This is a genomic window from Pseudomonas sp. SA195 (assembly GCF_054131565.1).
This window is the reverse complement of record NZ_CP096392.1, coordinates 4,153,448-4,171,708: the sequence shown is the minus strand read 5'-3', so window position 1 is coordinate 4,171,708 and position 18,261 is coordinate 4,153,448. Positions and strand designations below refer to the sequence as shown.

The 18,261-nt window shown below is 64.6% G+C and carries 14 protein-coding genes; 7 read left to right on the top strand and 7 right to left on the bottom strand.

Going from position 1 to position 18,261, the window contains the following annotated elements; genetic code table 11:
• Together M1D78_RS19560 and M1D78_RS19555 are read left to right on the top strand one after the other, a co-directional pair.
• Positions 1 to 1,338: a diguanylate cyclase domain-containing protein gene (locus tag M1D78_RS19560; protein ID WP_437421612.1), complete on the top strand. Its 1,338-nt coding sequence runs from the start codon at positions 1 to 3 to the stop codon at positions 1,336 to 1,338.
• A 17-nt stretch (positions 1,339 to 1,355) separates the two neighbouring features.
• The gene (locus M1D78_RS19555) at positions 1,356 to 2,081 is read left to right on the top strand and encodes a substrate-binding periplasmic protein (protein ID WP_437421611.1); all 726 of its coding nucleotides are present in this window, start codon (positions 1,356 to 1,358) and stop codon (positions 2,079 to 2,081) included.
• Positions 2,082 to 2,102: 21 nt separating this feature from the next.
• Here the strand turns inward: M1D78_RS19555 and M1D78_RS19550 are convergent, their stop codons facing one another.
• From M1D78_RS19550 to M1D78_RS19540, 3 genes are all read right to left on the bottom strand, one after another.
• A complete protein-coding gene (locus tag M1D78_RS19550; protein WP_437421610.1) occupies positions 2,103 to 4,901 on the bottom strand; it encodes an AsmA family protein in 2,799 nt (932 codons plus the stop codon).
• Positions 4,902 to 5,119: 218 nt separating this feature from the next.
• A complete protein-coding gene (locus M1D78_RS19545) occupies positions 5,120 to 6,739 on the bottom strand; it encodes an NAD(P)/FAD-dependent oxidoreductase (RefSeq protein ID WP_437421609.1) in 1,620 nt (539 codons plus the stop codon).
• A 166-nt stretch (positions 6,740 to 6,905) separates the two neighbouring features.
• Positions 6,906 to 7,643: a carbonic anhydrase gene (locus tag M1D78_RS19540; RefSeq protein WP_437421608.1), complete on the bottom strand. Its 738-nt coding sequence runs from the start codon at positions 7,641 to 7,643 to the stop codon at positions 6,906 to 6,908.
• Positions 7,644 to 7,930: 287 nt separating this feature from the next.
• Between M1D78_RS19540 and M1D78_RS19535 the strand changes: the two genes are divergently transcribed.
• The 3 genes from M1D78_RS19535 to M1D78_RS19525 all read left to right on the top strand — a co-directional run bounded on the left by M1D78_RS19535 (position 7,931) and on the right by M1D78_RS19525 (position 10,217).
• Positions 7,931 to 9,214 (top strand): PQQ-dependent sugar dehydrogenase, encoded by a 1,284-nt coding sequence (locus tag M1D78_RS19535; protein ID WP_437421607.1) that lies wholly within the window; start codon positions 7,931 to 7,933, stop codon positions 9,212 to 9,214.
• Positions 9,215 to 9,279: 65 nt separating this feature from the next.
• On the top strand, positions 9,280 to 9,618 hold the full coding sequence (locus M1D78_RS19530; RefSeq protein WP_437421606.1) for a c-type cytochrome: 339 nt from the start codon (positions 9,280 to 9,282) through the stop codon (positions 9,616 to 9,618).
• A 140-nt stretch (positions 9,619 to 9,758) separates the two neighbouring features.
• Positions 9,759 to 10,217, top strand: a complete 459-nt coding sequence (locus M1D78_RS19525; RefSeq protein ID WP_437421605.1) for a YehS family protein — start codon at positions 9,759 to 9,761, stop codon at positions 10,215 to 10,217.
• A 63-nt stretch (positions 10,218 to 10,280) separates the two neighbouring features.
• On the opposite strand, the gene M1D78_RS19520 is transcribed toward M1D78_RS19525, so the two are convergent.
• Positions 10,281 to 10,673: a DUF4168 domain-containing protein gene (locus tag M1D78_RS19520; protein ID WP_437421604.1), complete on the bottom strand. Its 393-nt coding sequence runs from the start codon at positions 10,671 to 10,673 to the stop codon at positions 10,281 to 10,283.
• Positions 10,674 to 10,823: 150 nt separating this feature from the next.
• On the opposite strand from M1D78_RS19520, the gene M1D78_RS19515 reads away from it, so the two are divergent.
• Both M1D78_RS19515 and M1D78_RS19510 read left to right on the top strand, forming a co-directional pair.
• Positions 10,824 to 12,311, top strand: coding sequence for an ATP-binding protein (locus M1D78_RS19515; RefSeq protein WP_437421603.1), 1,488 nt, complete (start codon positions 10,824 to 10,826; stop codon positions 12,309 to 12,311).
• A complete protein-coding gene (locus M1D78_RS19510) occupies positions 12,298 to 13,704 on the top strand; it encodes a sigma-54-dependent transcriptional regulator (RefSeq protein WP_437421602.1) in 1,407 nt (468 codons plus the stop codon). Before M1D78_RS19515 ends, M1D78_RS19510 begins: the two co-directional genes overlap by 14 nt.
• An 89-nt stretch (positions 13,705 to 13,793) precedes the next feature.
• On the opposite strand, the gene M1D78_RS19505 is transcribed toward M1D78_RS19510, so the two are convergent.
• The 3 genes from M1D78_RS19505 to M1D78_RS19495 all read right to left on the bottom strand — a co-directional run bounded on the left by M1D78_RS19505 (position 13,794) and on the right by M1D78_RS19495 (position 17,976).
• On the bottom strand, positions 13,794 to 16,166 hold the full coding sequence (locus M1D78_RS19505) for a putative bifunctional diguanylate cyclase/phosphodiesterase (RefSeq protein ID WP_437421601.1): 2,373 nt from the start codon (positions 16,164 to 16,166) through the stop codon (positions 13,794 to 13,796).
• Positions 16,153 to 17,238, bottom strand: coding sequence for a polyamine ABC transporter substrate-binding protein (locus M1D78_RS19500; protein ID WP_437421600.1), 1,086 nt, complete (start codon positions 17,236 to 17,238; stop codon positions 16,153 to 16,155). The genes M1D78_RS19505 and M1D78_RS19500 overlap by 14 nt, the downstream gene beginning before the upstream one ends.
• Positions 17,239 to 17,400: 162 nt before the next feature.
• Positions 17,401 to 17,976: an antibiotic biosynthesis monooxygenase gene (locus tag M1D78_RS19495; protein WP_437421599.1), complete on the bottom strand. Its 576-nt coding sequence runs from the start codon at positions 17,974 to 17,976 to the stop codon at positions 17,401 to 17,403.
• Positions 17,977 to 18,261: the final 285 nt, after the last annotated feature.

Here is an 18,261-nt window from a genome sequence, read left to right as displayed (position 1 = left end):
GTGGGCACCGCACCCGGGCCGGAGTTGATCGACTCCACGCATGGAAGCCATTCGCTCGGCCGGCGTTTAGTACTCGCGACGCTCGGTTTCTGCTTGTTGTTCACCCTGGTGACCGTCGGGGTGCGCACCTGGTCGGCCTGGCATAAGAGCCTGGCCGCGATGAACGCCGAACTGGTGCTGATCGATCAGGTGTTCCAGAGCAACCTGGCGAAGGCCATCTGGGAAATGGACAGCGACGCGCTGCAGACCCAGCTCGACAGCGTCGCCAGGGCCGCGCCCATTGGGCGTGTGGAGCTGCAGATCATTCGCGCCGGGCGTGCTCCGGAAATCATCGAGCGGCAGCGGGCCGTTCAGCCGGGCGACCATCGCGCGCCGCGGCTGCGGCATCCGCTGACTTATGAACCCTACGCCGGTGCACGCGAAACGGTCGGCAAGCTGACGCTGGAAGGGCACGAAGGCGTGCTCTGGGAGCGGTTGCTCGCGGAAGTCACCGATATCGTCATCACCCAGCTCATCCAGTCACTGTTGCTGGCGGGGCTGATCATGTGGATGTTCAACCGCAGCGTGACGCTGCATGTGCGCCGGATCGCCCGCCACCTGACCGCGCTGGCGCCGGAAAACCTCGACCAGCGCCTGCGGCTGGATCGCTCGCCCAGGCGCCGTGACGAGCTGAGCCTGCTCGAAGAGGGCGTCAACGGCCTGCAGGCCAAGCTGTCAGCGTACCTCGAGCGACAGCATCAGGATGAGCAGGCGCTGGCTGCGCACCGCGACCGGCTGGCCGAGCTGGTGGAAGAACGCACCGCCGAGCTGCGCGCGGCCAATGTACAGCTCGAAGAGCTGTCGCGTAGCGATCCACTTACCGGCCTGGCCAATCGCCGGCATTTCGACGAGATCAAGGAAGTCGAGTTTCGCCGCGCCATGCGCCTCGGCCAGCCGCTGACGGTGCTGATGTGCGACGTGGATTTCTTCAAGCGCTACAACGACCACTACGGCCATGCACAAGGCGACCAGTGCCTGCGCGTGGTCGCTGACACCCTCAAGTCGGTGTTTGCCCGCGCTGGCGAGGTGGTTGCGCGGCTGGGCGGCGAGGAGTTCGTGGTGCTTCTGCCGGGTGTCGATCTTGAGGCTGCGCATCGCGCGTCCTCGCGGCTGCAGCACTGCCTGGCGGAGAGGGACGTGCCGCACGCCGCGTCGGACGTCTCGCCAAATGTGACGCTGAGCGTCGGCCTGGCGGCATTCGATGCCAGCGCCATGGACCAATTCGATCAACTGTTGCGCCAGGCGGACGAGGCCCTTTACCGGGCCAAGGCCGGCGGCCGCAACCGCATTGCTTACTAGCTGCCGAGGACCGCACGATGCACCCGTTCGCCTGGATCGCACTTTCCCTGGGGTTGCTTGGTAGCGCGGCGCAGGCCGGCCCATTGCGCGTGGTCACCGAGGAAACCGCCTACAGCTACCTGCAGAACGGGCAGGTGGCCGGCTCGGCCAGTGCGGTCGTGCGTGCCACGCTGGAGCGCGCAGCCGTTGGTGACTATCAGATGACGGTCTACCCCTGGGCGCGCGCCTATGACATGGCGCTGCGCGAGCCCGGCGTGCTGATCTACCTGATCGCCCGCACCTCCGAGCGCGAGCCGCTGTTTCGCTGGGTCGGCGAGATCATGCGCATCGAATATCACTTCTACAAACTGCGCGACCGCAAAAACATTCAGGTGCCGGACCTAGACGCCGCCAAGGCTTACCGCATCGGCGTATTGCGTGACGACGTTCGCCACCAGTACCTGCAGGCCAATGGCTTCAGCAAGATCGTGGTGACGGCGCACAACAGCGACAACTTCCGGCGCTTGCTCAACGGCCAGGTTGATCTCGTGCCGATGCCCGAGCGAGACATGCTCAGCCTCTGCCAGGAGGCCGGTATCGACCCCGCCAGCGTCGAGAAAGTCTTCACGCCCGACGCCGCGACGCGGCTGTATATGGCTTATAGCCCGAAGACCGACGACGACACCGTGCTACGCACTCAGGCCGCCTTCGAGCACCTGCAGGCCGAAGGCACTGTTGAGAGGCTGATGACCGAGCCGCACTGAACGGCGCGAGAAAGTTTTCGCTCAGTTGCGCTCGAATGCGTTCAGGGCTTTTCGACATCCCATGCCTGAGCCCTCGCCCAAACCGGGCTCGACCCAAGGCAGGATCGCCAAGGGCGGAGTCACTACCGCACCCACGACACTGGCTACGGCCTTGGCAACAAGTTGATCGGTCACGACGCTGACCTGGGGATCGCTGAGCGTGCCCTTCAACTGCACGGGTGCGTTTCCGGATAGCGGGCTGAAATCCTTGGAGTGGGTTTCGAATACGAGGTCCAACGCCTCGGTGCCGAGCTCGATTTCACCTCCTCCGGTGATGTTGCTGTCAGTCGTATTCACGAAGAAATGCGCGAGCTTGGCTATGCCCTGGTTCGCATCGAAGTGCAGGTAGGCACAGTTCATCGCGACCTGGTCAGCATCGACCAGTGCAGCAACCGCCGATTCGCCAGCATCAAGACCGAGTAATTCAACCGCCAGCCAGTCGAGACGGCCACCCGACATCGCTAACTCGAATTTACCGCGCAAATCCGCGGCCATTTCACCCAGGGATGCGCCGGCAAAATCGATATCCAGCCGGCCACCGAGGGTGCCAGCCGAGTCCTGTGCGACCTTTGAAAGATCCACGTGCTTGAGTACTGGAGTGAGATTGACGCTGTCGATCGACAGGTGCAGCTCGCCGGTCGGTTGGTCCGGTCGGGCATCGATACGCAGCCGGCCTTCCGCGGTGCCCTTGCCAATCGCCAGGTGCAAAGGCTCGATCACCAATACGCCGTCGTCTAGTTCGGCCTTCAGCTCCACCGCATCCAGCGGAACGTCTCGGGCTATCACTTCTTCAGCTTTGTAGCGAATGATCGCGTCTCGGCCTCGCAGCGCATCGAGCCCCAGCGGCTTGCTTGAGAACACCTGCCCGTCTGACGACGTTTCCGAGTTGTCGGGCGATTTGAGATCGCGGATGCGCAGGGTGTTGGAGTACAGGTTGGCCCAGAGCATTGGCCGGCCCGCCAGGCTCAGGCGGACATCCCCGCTCAGGTCGCTTCTACCCCAGCGCCCGTCGAGCGACTGTAGGCGCAGCTGGTGATCTTTCCAGCTCAGTTGGCCGTTCAGCGAGTATTGGCCGAGTGAGGGAAGATTCAAGCCGCTCAGCGCATCGAGGCGGGCCAGGTCGGCGCCCTCAAGCGACACCCTGGCCTCTGCAGCCTCGAACTGAAGAGGATCCCGAATATGGCCGTCGAGGCTCAGTTGGCTCTCGCCTGAACGCACCGTGCCTCCGACAGGAAAGGACCCGTCGTCGAAAAGCGTCTGCAGCGCGCCCGTGTTCAATTCGAAATGCAGCGGCACCTGGTTGCGCCAGGCGTCGCCTGTCAGGTGCAGGCCCGAGTCGGTCGACTTGGCGTCGAGTTCGACACCTAGACTTTGCGCGGGGGCGTCGTAGCGCAGATGCGTGTCGCTCAGTTGGGCGGCAGCATCGGCCACGCGGGCATGCAGCTCGCCATCCAGCGTACCGAGCCCCGGATACCCCAGTGGTGCGAGGGCCTGGCCGAGGTCGAACGCTTCCAGGGTTAAATCGATTTCCCCACTGAGCGAGGCCTTACTGGCGTCAAAGGTACCGCTGGCACTGATGGCGCCTTCAGCTTGGGCGGCACGCAGCTGTTTGACGTCCAGCTGTAATTCGGCCAGCGAGCCCTTGAGCGCCAGGCCAGTCAATGAGGTATCGCCATAACGAAGCCGATCCAGGCGGATATCGGCCTCGCCACGGTAGCGGCGCAATGGCTGCAGAAGATCCTGTATCTGCTGCTGCAAGGTTCCATTCGGTTCGGCGGCCGAGCCGTTTCGCTTGGCTTCCAGCAGGCGCATCACGCCCCATCGATTGAGATCCAGTTCATCGCCCTGAAGCTGGACGTTCAGCGCTGGAGGCTCCCCTAGCTCGGCCATTAGGGATCCACGAAGCTGGCTGCCGCCGGTACGCAGATCGATATCATCCAAGGCCCAGCGCTGGTCGTCGTGCCGCAGAGCCGCCGTAAGCTCGAATCCCGGTACGTCAAAAGCGGGGTTGTCGAAGCTGATCAGCTCGGCAGAGTCCGGTGCGCTCAGGCTCAGCGTGCCATTCAGGCCGTCCATCTGCGGAACCTGCTCGGCCTCGCCGTCGAAATGTGCGCGGATCTCACCCAACCGGGCATTCAACGTTACGGCATACGGCCTGCCTTCGGCCAAGGCTTTGGCCGGCGGCGCGCCCGTCAGGCTCAGCTCCAGGGGTTTGCCCTGCACCTCGCCGCTGCCTTCGATCGCCAAGGCCCCTTTGGCACCGTCACCCCGCGTTGAGATATCGAAGGCCAGGTCGGCATTCAGAGCCTCGTCGTCATAGGTCAGCCTGCCGTTGTCGATTTGGATGGTGTCGGGGTGGAGAGTGGTTTGCTGTTCTTTGGAGTCCGTGTTGCTCATCAGCACCGACCAGTTGGACTGGCCGTCGGCTCGCCGGGAGAGGTGGACCTGCGGCCGATTCAGCGCGACCAACTGCAAGCCCAGATTGCCGGTCAACAGCTCGCCTACGGCAAGCTCGGCTCTCAGCGCGTCGAGTTCCAGTAGGTAGCGTTGCTCTGCCCACTCGGGGTTGGCGATCTTGATATCGCTGGCGCGGATGACCAGCGGCGAGCCCCAGCCGATGTCGAGACTGCCGATGTCCACTGACCGACCGTCCAATCGCTGACTCAACTGATCTTCGAGCTGGTTACGGGCCCATTGCGTCTGGATCAGCATGGCCGCCCCAGCCAGAAACAGCACAAACACTGCCAGCACGATCCCGAGGATCTTTGCTGCTTTCGCCACCTTTCGCCTCCCGTTTCGTCTCGTTTCGGCGGTTTGCTGCGGTCCGCCGCGTCGGGAATGTCTATGAAAGGGTCGACATGCCTCGGCCGAAAACGATCACTGTTTTATTTATGGGGCGGATGAGGCGGGGGGCGTTCGAAACCGGAACACGCTGATTTAGCGGTGGAAAAGGCATCGGTCAGAAACGGGCGAAGGGCATCGCCATTCGCCCGTGACGGTCAGGCTTCGAGATCGGCCAGCATCGCCGTGGCGACGGCTTCGGCGACCTTGATCCCGTCGACGCCGGCCGAGAGGATGCCGCCGGCGTATCCGGCTCCCTCTCCGGCTGGGTAAAGGCCGCGGGTGTTGAGGCTCTGTAGCGACTCGTTGTCGCGCTTGATGCGTACCGGCGAAGAGGTGCGCGTCTCGATGCCGGTGAGTACGGCATCGGCGCGATCGAATCCGCGGATCTGTTTGCCGAAGGCCGGCAACGCTTCGCGGATGGCCTCGATCACGTAATCGGGCAGCGACGGCGCCAGGTCGCCCAGCTTCACGCCGGGCTTGTAGGACGGCTCGACGTCGCCGAATGCGCTCGACGGCTTGCCCCGAATGAAGTCGCCCACCAGCTGCCCCGGCGCGCAGTAATCGCGCCCGCCCAGCTCGAAGGCGCGCGATTCCAGCCGTTCCTGCAGCTCGACACCGGCCAGCGGGCCGCCGGGGAAGTCCTCTTCCGGGTTGATGCCGACGACGATGCCGGCGTTGGCATTGCGCTCGTTGCGCGAGTATTGGCTCATGCCGTTGGTCACCACACGCTCCGGCTCGGAGGTCGCCGCCACCACGGTTCCGCCCGGGCACATGCAGAAGCTGTAGACCGCGCGGCCGTTCTTGGCGTGGTAGACCAGCTTGTAGTCGGCGGCGCCCAGTTCCGGGTGGCCGGCGTACTTGCCCAGGCGCGCCTGGTCGATGAGCGATTGCGGGTGCTCGATGCGAAAGCCCACGGCGAAGGGCTTGGCCTCGATATAGACGCCGCGCTCTTGCAGCACGCGGAAGGTGTCACGCGAGCTGTGACCGAGGGCGAGCACCACGTAGCGGCTACGCAGTTCCTGGCCATCGGCCATGCGCACGCCCTGAATGCGGCCGCCCTCGATGATGAAGTCGACCACCCGGCTGTCGAACCGAACCTCACCACCCAGCGCCTTGATCTCTTCGCGCATGGTCGAGACCACGCCGGTCAGGCGGAAGGTGCCGATGTGCGGCTTGCTAACGAACATGATCTCTTCCGGCGCGCCAGCGCGGACGAACTCGTGCATGACCTTGCGGCCGTAGAACTTTGGGTCCTTGATCTGGCTGTAGAGCTTGCCGTCGGAGAACAGCCCCGCACCGCCTTCGCCGAACTGCACGTTGGATTCGGGGCTCAGTACCTTCTTGCGCCACAGCGCCCAGGTGTCCTTGGTGCGGCTGCGCACGTCACGGCCGCGCTCCAGCACGATCGGGCGGAAGCCCATCTGCGCCAGCGTCAATGCGGCGAACAGGCCGCAGGGACCGAAGCCGATCACCAGTGGCCGTTCGCTCAGCCCTTCCGGCGCCCGGCCGACCGGGTAGTAGCCGGTGTCCGGCGCCACGCGGATGTTGCGGTCGTCCGCCAGGCGCGCCAGCACCTTGGCCTCGTCCGCCACGCTGGCGTCGATGATGTAGACGAAGGTGATCTCGCTGTTCTTCTTGCGCGCGTCGTAGCTGCGCTTGAATACGGTGAAGTCGAGCAGCTCGGCATCCTTGATACCCAGGCGCGCGGTGATGGCGTGGCGAAGGGCCTCGGCGGGATGGTCGAGGGGCAGTTGCAGTTCGGTGATGCGAATCATGACAGGTCCTGGCCGGTGGCCCCGGCAGAGGTAAGGTGGCGACGCGGCGAAACCGGGTGGCTCGCGCGGCGCGCAGTGTAGCGGTGGCCGGCGGGGCTGTCATGAAGCCAGGGTGTGCAGGGTACACCGACCGCCGCGGGTGCGACGGCCGGTCGGTTCAGGCCGGTTATTGCAGAATCGGGCGCGCGTTCACAGGTTGCAGTGGGCGATTGTTGGCATGGCCGACGGCCTTGGTCAGGGCGTCGATCTGCTCATGCGAGGCGATGACAGGCTGCTTGAGCACAAGCCAGCGGACACCTTCGGAGCAAGGCGGCGTGGTGAGCGAGCCGTTGAAGCGGTAGTAATCCAGGCTTTTCGGTAACAGATCGCGAATGTTGACGCGGGGCGATACCGGTTGTTTCTGACCTTCGGCAGGCGGTGCTTTCCAGAGGCTGGCCAGCACCGGGTTCAGCTTGCCCTCCTTGAACATCACCGCCAGCACGGCCAGGTTGCCTGACTCGTCTGAATGCACGAGATGCCCTTCCAGCGGATAGGACTGGCCCTTGATCAGGTTTTCGCTGGGCATGTGGAAGTGAAACTGGATCAGCTGATAGGGCTTGCCGTCCAGGGTCAGGGTGCTGCCGGGCTCGTAGGCCACCTGGACGGTATGGCCGTTATTGGCCGCCTCGCTGGCGCCGGCGGTATAGCTGAGCTTCAGCGGTGTGAGCTCGGCTTCGATGAAGCCGTCTAGGTCGACCGGCGACTGGTTCTTGCCGGCACAGGCTTGGAATTCGGGGGTCAGCTTGGCCCAGTTGTCCGGCCCGGCCTCGCCTGAGTAGTCCCAATGCGTGCCCGGGGTTATGGCCCAGGCGTGGCTGCAGGCAAGCAAGGCGCCAACGGCGAGTGTGGTTCTCTTCACGGTCATGTCCTCTTCGGAGCTTGGCGGATCCGGGGTAGATTCCGTCTTGTTGAAATACTTTGAAACACAATCTTGCAAGCTTAGTCGCGTGATTACCGAGGGCCAGTCGCGATTTGCCGAAATCAACGAGCGTGCCCAGCGCCTCTCTCCTCGCTCGTGGTGTCTGGTAAAGCCCAAGGATGACGCTACGCTCAGGGAGGGCTCAGGCTCGTTTGCGCAGCCGCAAAGGCGAGGTCGGGCACAACAACAATAAACGTCGTCCCGCGAGACGACTTCTCATGAGGTCGATACCCATGAAATACGTTCCCTTTGCCTTGAGCGCAGCGAGTGCCCTGATCTTGTCTCTGTCCGGACTTGCCCAGGCCGCGCCGACCAGCGACGAAGCGCTCGAGCGGATGCGCGCGATGAAAACCACCGGTCAGTCGCTGGAAATGGAGACCGTCCCGCAAACCGGCGAGGTCGCTGACGCCATTCGCGCCAATCTTGAACGGATCAAGCTGCCGGAGGGCTTCAAGATCGAGCTGTACGCCGTGGTGCCGGACGCGCGGCACATGGCGGTGGGGCCGTCCAGCGGGGTGGTGTTCGTTGGTACTCGCAAAACCGATCTGTGGGCGGTCACCGATCGCACCAAGAATCGCAAGGCTGATGAAGTGAAGCGTTTCGCGCCGGCCATCGATTTCACCCAGCCAGGCCCGTGCTTCAGCCCTGATGGTTTCCTCTTCGTGGCCGAGCACAATCGAGTGCTGGTCTTCCCGGCTGCCGAGTTCTTTTACGAGGGGCCGGACGTGGCTGCCGATATCGTAGTGCCCACCGGCAAGCTGATCCCGACCGACGAAGAAAGCTACAACCACGGCGCGCGCGTCTGCGCCATCGGCCCGGACAACAAGCTGACCATCTCGCTCGGCCAGCCACACAACGTGCCGCCCAAGGACAAACTGGAGTTGTACGAGAAGCATGGCATCGGCGGCATCGTGCGCATGGAGCGCGACGGCAGCAAACGCGAGGTATACGCCACCGGTGTGCGCAACTCGGTGGGCATCACCTACCACCCGCAGACCAAGGAGCTCTGGTTTACCGACAACCAGGTCGACGGCATGGGCGACGACATCCCGCCTGGTGAGATCAACCATGCGCCCAAGGCGGGCATGCAGTTCGGCATGCCCTGGTACGGTGGCGGCCAGGTGCGTACCAACGAATACGCCGATGACACCCCACCGGAGGGGTTGACCTTCCCGGTGGTCGAAACGGTGGCCCACGCCGCCGACATGGGCCTGACGTTCTACACAGGCAAGCAATTTCCCGAGCAATACCGGGGTGGGCTGTTCAGCGCCCAGCGCGGCAGCTGGAACCGCACCGAGCCAGCCGGCGCACGGGTAATGTTCACGCCCTTCAAGGCCGACGGGAGCGGGCCGAGTGGCGAAACCATCCCCTTCGCTGAAGGCTGGCTGGATGAGGACACCGGCGAATACTACGGGCGCATCGTCGATGTGGCGCAGCTCAAGGACGGGTCGCTGCTGGTCAGTGACGACACCGCCGGCGCCATCTACCGGATTTCCTACCAGGGCGGCGCGGACTGATTGGCCCGTTGGCCGGGCCTCGCCCGGCCTCGATAGCCCTGTCTGCAATCGAGAGGAGTGCTCGCATGCGCAGAGATACCCGCCATCGGCTGATCCCCTGGCTGGCGTTGCTGACCCTGGTCTTCGCGGGCGAGGCCAGAGCCGCGGACCTCGAGGCAGGCCGCACCAAGGCGAAGATGTGCGCGGCCTGCCACGGGCTCGACGGCCTGAGCAAGGTTGCCGATGCGCCGAACCTGGCGGGCAATGGGCAGCTCTATCTGGCCCGCCAGCTCAAGGCGTTCCGCTCCGGCGAGCGCAAGCATCCGCAAATGAGCGTGATCGCCGCCGCCCTCAGCGACGAGGACATCGCCGCGGTGACGAGCTGGTACTCGGCGATCAAGGTGTCGGTCGAACTCCCGCAGTAGGCGGCAGACCGGCTGCTTTTCATGATCAACGCCCAATCCCCTATACTCGCGCGCCACAACCGTGCCCAGGCGCACGGCGCCAATTCCGGCGACACTCGGCAGGCGGTGCCGCAAGGTCGGCCATCAATGAAGGACTGTTCATGCTCAACAACGATGTGATGCGCAGCGTGCGCTACATCCTCAACGTCAACGACGCGAAGATTGCCGAGATCACCCGGCTGACCGGTTGCGAGATTCCGGACGCCGAAGCCTTCGCCTATCTGAAAAAAGATGACGAGGCCGGTTTCAAGCCCTGCCCGGACCGGATCATGGCGCACTTCCTCGATGGGCTGGTGATCTACAAGCGCGGCAAGGATGAAAGCCGGCCGACGCCGCCCATCGAGCTGCCGGTGACCAATAACATGGTGCTGAAAAAGCTGCGTGTGGCCTTCGAGCTCAAGGAAGACGACATGCACGCGATCCTCAACTCAGTCGACTTCCCAGTTTCGAAGCCCGAGCTCAATGCGCTGTTCCGCAAAGCCGGGCACAGCAATTACCGGGTCTGCGGCGATCAGCTGCTGCGTAATTTCCTCAAGGGGCTGGCGCAGCGCAGCCACTGATACGCGCTAGCCAGATATGAAAAAGCCCGGCTGAAGAGCCGGGCTTTTGCGTTTCGACGAGCCTTAGCTCTGGATCATCGAAATGACCTTGTCGCGCAGCTTCGGATCGTTCTGCACGGCCTGGTTGATCGCGTTGTACTCCTCGATGCTCAGGTCGTTGTCCTGCACGGTGTTCATCATCTTCTCGTTGGCTTCCTGCTGCAGCTGCTGCGCTTCGGCCGGGTCACCGGTCTTCTCCAGCTTGGCGGTGAAGTCCTGACGGATCTCCATGATTTCGCCCAGCGAATCGGCGAACTTCTCCAGCTTCTTGTCGCTGATGTCTGCAGCTTGCATCGAGGGCGCCTGCTGCGGTGCCGGGGCCTGGGTGGCTTGCTGAGCCGAAACCTGAGAGGCGCCAGCGGCCATCAGCAGGGCGAAAAGGCTGGCGGAAACGACGCGGGTGTTCAGCTTGGTCATGTTCATATCCTTCGCTTGGAAAATGCATCGAGCGAGTTGCAGTCTCCATGCCAGGACCGTACCGATCCACTAAATAGCTGAAATACGGCCGATTTTGCCGTTTGTCTCGGTAAGGTCGACGCAATGTACCGCTTCTATTAGAGTGCCAAAATGGCACATGTAGCACTTTGGCAGCGGTTGCCCAGCTTGCGCGGCGCGCTGGTACTCAAAGTGGTCGTCCCGCTGGTGGCGATCATGTTCGGTTTCAGTTACCTCATGCTCTGGACCGTCGAGCGCAACAGCGAGCGGCGCCTGCAGGAAGAGGTCGAGCTGGTGGCGCGTGCCGTGCGGCTGCCGCTGAGCGACAGCCTGGAGCGCAAGCACGACCGCACCATGCAACAGGTGCTCGAATCCGTGCTCGGTGTGGGCCGGGTCTACGGCGCCTACCTGTACGACGATGACGGCGAGCTGGTCGCCTATGCCGGTGCGGTGGAGCCCGACCAGGACCAGTCTTCGATCCAGGCACTGACCGCCGACGGACGGCGGCGCGGTGGCTACCAGCGCATCCGTGGGCAGGAGGTGTACTCCTATTTCCTGCCGTTGGAGCAGAGCGGCGGGCGGATCAACGGGCTGTTGCAGGTTACCCGGCGCTGGAGCGACTTCGAGCGCGACACGCGGCGCCTGCGGCTGATCGCCGGATTGTCATCCGCGCTGCTGTCGCTGCTGGCGGTGGGCATCGTGCTGTTCGGCCACTGGTCGGCGGTTGGCCGGCACCTGCAGCGGCTCACGCAGAGCATGGCGCGGGTCGCCCGTGGCGATCGCCAGCACCGCGCGCCGTACACCGGGCCGGCGGAAATCGCCGCGCTCGGCCAGTCACTCAACCAGATGCTCGACAGCATCGCCGAAGCCGAACAGCAGATGGCCGAGCAGAAAGCCCGCGAGGCTGAGCTCGAAGCGCGTTTGCGCCGCTCGCAGCAGTTAGCCGCGGTGGGCCGACTGGCGGCGGGTGTGGCCCATGAACTGGGCAGCCCGCTCAGCGTGATCGACGGCAAGGCCCAGCGCGTATTGCGCAGCGAGACGTTGGACGATGGCCAGCGCAAAGGCCTGCTGCAGATCCGCAGCCAGGTGCAGCGCCTGAGTGGCATCGTGCGCCAGTTGCTCGACTTCGGGCGGGCCGCGGGCCGTCCGGTGCGGCGCATGCCGGCCGAGGTGCTGGCGCATTCGGCGGCCGCCGCGGTTGCCGATGAACTGGCCAGCCTCGAGGTGCGGTTGCAGGTTGAGGCACCCGCCGAGGCGCTGCATTGCGAGGTCGATCCGCCACGCTTCGAGCAGGCGCTGACCAATCTGCTGCGCAACGCGGCGCAGGCCAGCCCCGGCGGGCAGGTCCGGTTGCGCTGGTGGCAGGAGGCCGAATGCCTGCTGTTTCAGGTTGAGGACGATGGCCCCGGCGTCGCCGAAGCGGACCGCGCTGCGCTGTTCGAGCCCTTCTTCACCACCAAGCCGGTAGGCAAGGGTAGCGGGTTGGGTCTGGCGGTAGCACACGGCGTGGTCGCCGAAAGCGGCGGTCGCATCGAACTGGTCGATAGCCCGCTGGGCGGCGCGGCGTTTCGTATTTATCTGGCCTTGGCCAGTGAGGAAGGACCTGATGCAAACGGATGACAGCGCCCCGCAACGGGTGCTCGTGGTGGAGGATGACGACGGGCTGCGGCAGTTGCTGGTCGAGGAGCTGGAAGACCGGGCGCTGCAGGTGCGTGCGGTGCCGAGCGCCGAAGAGGCCGTGCCGCTGCTCGAAGGGTGGGAGCCGGATCTGGTCGTCAGCGACCTGCGCCTGCCGGGCGCTGATGGCATGGCGTTGCTCAGGCGGGTCAAGGCGATGCAGGCGGCACCGGCGTTCCTTGTGGTCACCGCGTTCGGCAGCATTCAACAGGCGGTCGCGGCCCTCAAGGAAGGTGCGGACGAGTTTCTCACCAAGCCGCTAGACCTGGATCATCTCGGCCTGGCCGTCTCGCGTGCGCTCGAAACGCGGCGGCTGCGTGATGAAGTGCGACGCTTTCAACAGCTGCTCAGCGATGACCGCTTCCACGGCATGCTCGGCCGCAGCCGGGTCATGCGCAGCCTGTTCGACCAGATCCGCCAACTGGCGCGTGCTGCCGGCCCGGTTCTGGTGATTGGCGAGAGCGGCACCGGCAAGGAGTTGGTCGCCCGCGCTGTGCACGCCGAGAGCGACCGGGCCGGGCGGCCCTTTCTCGCGATCAACTGCGCAGGGCTCCCGGCGGAGCTGCTGGAAAGCGAGTTCTTCGGTCACACCGCCGGCGCTTTCACCGGTGCCAACCGGGCGCACAAGGGGCTGTTCCAGCAGGCCGACGGCGGCACCCTGTTCCTGGACGAAATCGGCGAAATGCCCATGCCGCTGCAGGCCAAGCTGCTCAGGGTATTGCAGGAGGGCACTATCCGGCCGGTTGGCGGCGAGCGCGAACTGAGCGTCGACGTGCGCATCATCGCTGCTAGCAACCGCCCACTGGAGACTGCCGCTGGGCGTGCTTCCTTCCGCGAGGACCTGTTCTTCCGTCTGGAGACCTTCATCCTGCAGGTGCCCCCACTGCGCGACCGCGAGGAAGACCGCGAGCTGCTCGCCGCCGGCTTCGTCGCGCATTTCGCTGCGCGCGACGGGCGCCCGGTACGTGGCCTGTCGCGCGCGGCCCTGGAGCAACTCAAGCGCTACCCGTTCCCGGGCAATGTGCGTGAATTGCAGAACGCCATGGAGCGCGCCGTGACCTTCTGCCACGGGCGCAGCATCGAGCTGGAACACCTGCCGGCGCGCATCGCCCAGTACCAGGAAAGCCCGCCCGAAGCGCGCGCCGACGCTTTGCTCGAACAGATGATCGACGGCCCGCTGCTGCCCACGCTCGAAGAACTGGAAATGCGCTACCTGCGGCATGTCCTCGAGCGCGTGGATGGCAACAAACGCCGCGCCGCTGCCTTGCTCGGCATCGGCCGTCGCACGCTCTATCGCCGCCTCGGCGAACAAGAGCAGGACGGCGACGAGACCTGACGCGCCCCCCAGCAGGCGAATCAAATGGTGCCGTACACAGGCCGTCAATCTGTCGGGGCGACCTCCATCGCTCCGAAACCGCTCTGCTATTAACAGGACAACGGCTCTACGCGCGGCGGCAATTGCTCCAGGCGCAGCGCGCCGTCGGCACGGGCGCGTACGGCGACCCAGTCGTGCAGGGCCGCAAGCGAGCGCGGCGGGGAGATGAGGTAGCCCTGGAACAGGTCACAGCCGGCTTGCAGCAGGGCGGATTGTTTCTCGAGGCTGTCGACCCCTTCGGCGTTGACCCGCTTGCCCTGTGCCTGGCAGAACGCGACGAGCGCGCCGAGGCTTTCCTGTGTGTCCGGCCGGGTCAGGCGGCGGACAATGGCCATGTCGAGTTTGATGGTGTCGGCCGGGTATTCGAGTAATTGCTGGATCGAGGTATAGCCCACGCCAAAGTCATCGATCGCGACCCGGAAACCCGCCTGGCGGATGGCCTCGACCACCACCATGGTGTCGTTGCAAAGCTCGGCGGCGTAGGTCTCGGTCAGTTCGATCTCGATGCGACCGGTCGGCACGCCATGGTGGCGGGCGCGCTCGACCAGGTAGCGGCAGATGCGATCATCCGCCAGCTGCGCTGACGAGACGTTGATGGCCAGGATCACCTCGTTGCCGAAAAGCTCGACCAGCTTCGGATAGTCAGCCAGGGCATGGTCGATCACCCAGCTGTCGATCTTCGGAAACAGCCCGGCGCGCTCGGCGATCGGGATGAATTCGCCGGGCGAGACGGTCCCGAGCAGCGGTGAGTGCCAGCGCAGCAGAACCTCGCAACTGACCACCGCGCCTTCGCGGTCCAGCGCCGGCATGTAGACGAGCCGCCATTGTTCATCGCCGTCGAGCGCGCGTAGCTCATCCTCGATCAGGCGCATGCGATCGTTGCGCTGTTCGAGCGAGGCGCTGAAGGCGACCGCCGTGCTCTTGCCCTCGGCCTTTGCCTGATACATCGCGGTATCGGCGCGCGTGAGCAGATGGGTGATGGAGTCGGCGTCGTCCGGGCACCAGGCCGTGCCGATGCTGACGGTGATCGGGTAGAGGCGCTCTTCCAGGCGGAAGCCGCCGCGGCACAGATCAAGCAACGCCTCACACAGTGCCGGCAGGCCACCGTCGCCGCTGCCGGTCAGCAGGAGGATGGCGAATTCGTCACCGGAGAGCCGCGCGAAGGCGGTTTCGGTTTGCGGGTGCCCGGCCTGGTGCTGGTGAAGCAAGCCCTGCACGCGCCGGGCGAACATGCGCAGCAGCGCATCACCGGCGTCGTGGCCGTGCTGGTCGTTGACCTGCTTGAAGTTGTCCAGGTCGATGAACAACAGGGCCAACCGCTGGTGCTGCCCCACGGATCGTTCATACATCTCGCTGGCGAGGACGCCGAAATGCGCGCGGTTACTGATCTGCGTGAGGCTGTCCGTCCAGGACATCTCCTGGATTCGCTGCAGCGCCGCGGTGTTGCGCTCGTGCAGGGTCTTCATGTTGGTGGTCAGGCGACCAATCTCGCCGCCGTCACCAGGTTCGTCGAGCGCGTCGCGCCGGCACAGCAGCAGGTCGGTGAGCTGGTTGTCGAGCTGGCTGATGGGGCCGGTCACATAGCGTCGGATCAGCCAGAGCAGCAGGGCAATGGAGATCAGACACATGAGCGAGCCGCCGGCGAGAAACGCCAGCCCGAGGGTGCGCAGGCGGTCGGCAATGTACTGCGGCGCCGGCGTCAGGCGCGCATAGAGCGAGCGTGAGAGCAGGATGTCGGCCGATAGCGCCGGCTCGATGGGAGTCAGTTGCGGGGCGATTTCCACGGGCGCGCCGTATTCGCTTTCCAGGTCGCGCTTGAGGGCGATGAAGCGCTCCGGGCGTACCGCCAGTTGCAAGGTGAATGCGTCTGCGCGCTGGCTTGGCAGCGGCCGGCTGCTGGAGGCAGGCAGGATGAAATCCGTGTCGAGCAACAGTGGCCCGCCTTCGGCCTGCTCGACATACAGCATCTCGCTGGCGGCTGCAGAATGTTTGGCCTCCTGCACGATCCGCTGCTGCGTCGGGCTCATGATGGCGAAGGGCGACAGGCTGCTCTCGAAGTAGTAGGCCGGTGTGCCGTCCGGCTGGATGATCGCGAAGGAAACGAATGACAGCTTGGTGTTCGACAACGAGCGGATGCTCTGCTGGATGCGCAGGCCCAGCGTCTCGTTGCGGAAGGCCGTGTCCGACTCCCGCAGGAACAGCAGCAGCGCCTCGCTATCGATGATCGAGTAGAGCACGCTGCGGTTGAAGGCTTCGTAATCCAGGTAGGCGGACTTTAGCGCTGACAGTTGCTGCGCCAGGCGTGCCTGTTCCAGGCCCAGTAGCGAAGCGCGCTGGGTCAGGTAGGCGGTGGTCGCGGCGGTGAGCTGGACGATCAGGATGACCGGAAAGATCACCAGTAGGGCGCGTTTACCGAGCGTCATGAGCGTTGATCAGTGCGCTGATGATGCGCCGGCGGGTCTGCGTGGCTTGCGACGGCCGCGGCTCGTAGACCTGGCTGCGCGCAAGGACTTCCTCCGGCGGATAGATGGTCGAGTCTTGGCGAATGTCGTCCGGCAGCAGGTCGCGCGCGGCGCGGTTGGGTGTCGCCACGCCCAGGTCGGCAGCGTTCAGTGCCGCAATGTCGGGCTGGTTGAGGAAGTCGAGGAAGCGATACGCCAGCGCCTTGTTCGGCGTGATGCTCGGCACCGACAGGCAGTCGACCCACAGCAATGTGCCTTCCTCCGGCACCACGTAGCGCCAGGGCTCGCCGTCAATGCCCTCCACCTCGTTGAGCACCTGCTGGTCGCCGCTGTAGGCCAGCGCCATGTCGGCCTGGTCCAGGTAACGCTGGCTGCGCAGGGAGGTGATTACGTATTCGTAGGTCAGCACCGCCGGCGCCTGCGCGAGGAGCAGTTCGTAGGCCGCTTTCAGCTCGTTGTTGTCTGAGGTGTTGATCGAATGTTGCTGGAGGATCAGTGGGCTGGCGAGGATGTCTTCGTGATCTTCCATCATGATGATGTGCGGCTCGTCATGCCGTGCCGGCTTCAACAGATCCGCCCAGGAGCGCGGCGGCTGGGCGATGCGGTCGCTGCGGTAGGCGATGCCGAGCGTGCCCCATAGATACGGCACGCTGTAGCGACCGCAGCTGTCGCGCCAGCGCTGCGACAGGTGGCGCAGCTGCGGAAGGGTCTGCTCGTCCAGCGGGTCGACCAGGCCGCGCGTGCCGAAGCGCGATGAACTGATCAGCTCGGTCAATACCACGTCGATCTGGTGGTCGGGCTTGGCGAGGATTTCGTCGCGCTTGTCACCGCTGTCGAAGTAGATCTGTTCGATGCGAACACCCGTTTCCGCCTGCCAGCGTTCAATGACTGCTTCGCTGAGGTATTCCTCCCAGGTCAGCAACGTCAAGACGCGCGCCTCGGCATGCAGGGCCGTGGAGGGAAACAACAGCCCGAGCGTGAGCAGCAGCAGGCTGCACGGGCGCCAGGGGGCGAGAGCGTTCGTTGAGTTCATAGGGGTGTCCATCCGCTGGCAATAACCGACTCGCGACCAGCGCGGCCGTAGTCGAATACGGTCGCGCCTCCGATCAATGATATCGGCGCGCAGAGATGGCACTTTAATGGCGCCATAGGAATGACGGCAACGCTTTTGTCGAGGCTGCCGTCGCCCTTCCGATCAACGGGCAGTAAGTGGCAGCTTCCCAGGGCGGCTGCGGTTGCGCAGCGGGGCATTCAGCCAGCCTGCCAAGAGCCGAGTGGACAGTGGGATGAACAGGTAAGTCATCAGCGGCGTCAGCGCCAGGGTCGAGAGCAGGATGCGCATGACTAGGCTCAGTTCGCTCAGCACGTCCCCAAACAACAGGTTGAACAGCAGCGAGACGGGAAAGAAGGCCAGCCAGATAGCGACGCTCTGCTTCCAGCGCGGCGGTGGTGGGCTGTCGGCGCCACCGAACCAGGCGTCGATGCCGCGCGCTCGGTGCTCATGGGGTTGTCCGCAAAGCTCGCTACCGCGCTGCAGCCAGGCACGTCGGGACGCGGAGTGCGCCCAGGTATCGAGGGTCTGTTCGTCAGCGAAACGGAAGATGATCTGGAATTCGTCGTCGCCAGGTGGAGGCGCCAGGACGCCCGAGCCAAGGTAGCCGGGAAAGTCCGCGGCCAATTGCTCGCCTTCGTGCAGCCAGGCGAGAAGGTCATGGTAGCGGCCGTCGCGCACACGGCGGGCCACCATCAGGGTGACGGGTTCGGTAGACATCGTGTATCTCCAGCATCAGGCCGGCCACCCGGGTAGGGCTTCGGCAAACGCAGCACCGGGGTAATGGGCTGCGGAACAAAGCAGGCAAAAGTCATGCCCTCGCCCCGTGCCGCACCTGACCTGGATAAAGGCGGCGCACGCAGGGCGATGCGCACTATACGGGGATTCGATGCACTTGGAAGGGGCGGCCGCTTGGCGTTAAGCAAACGGTTGCGGTCTAGCGAATGCGGCTTGGTCTAATCCGACACCGTTAGACGGGCTGCCAGAGTGGCCAACGTCACGGCC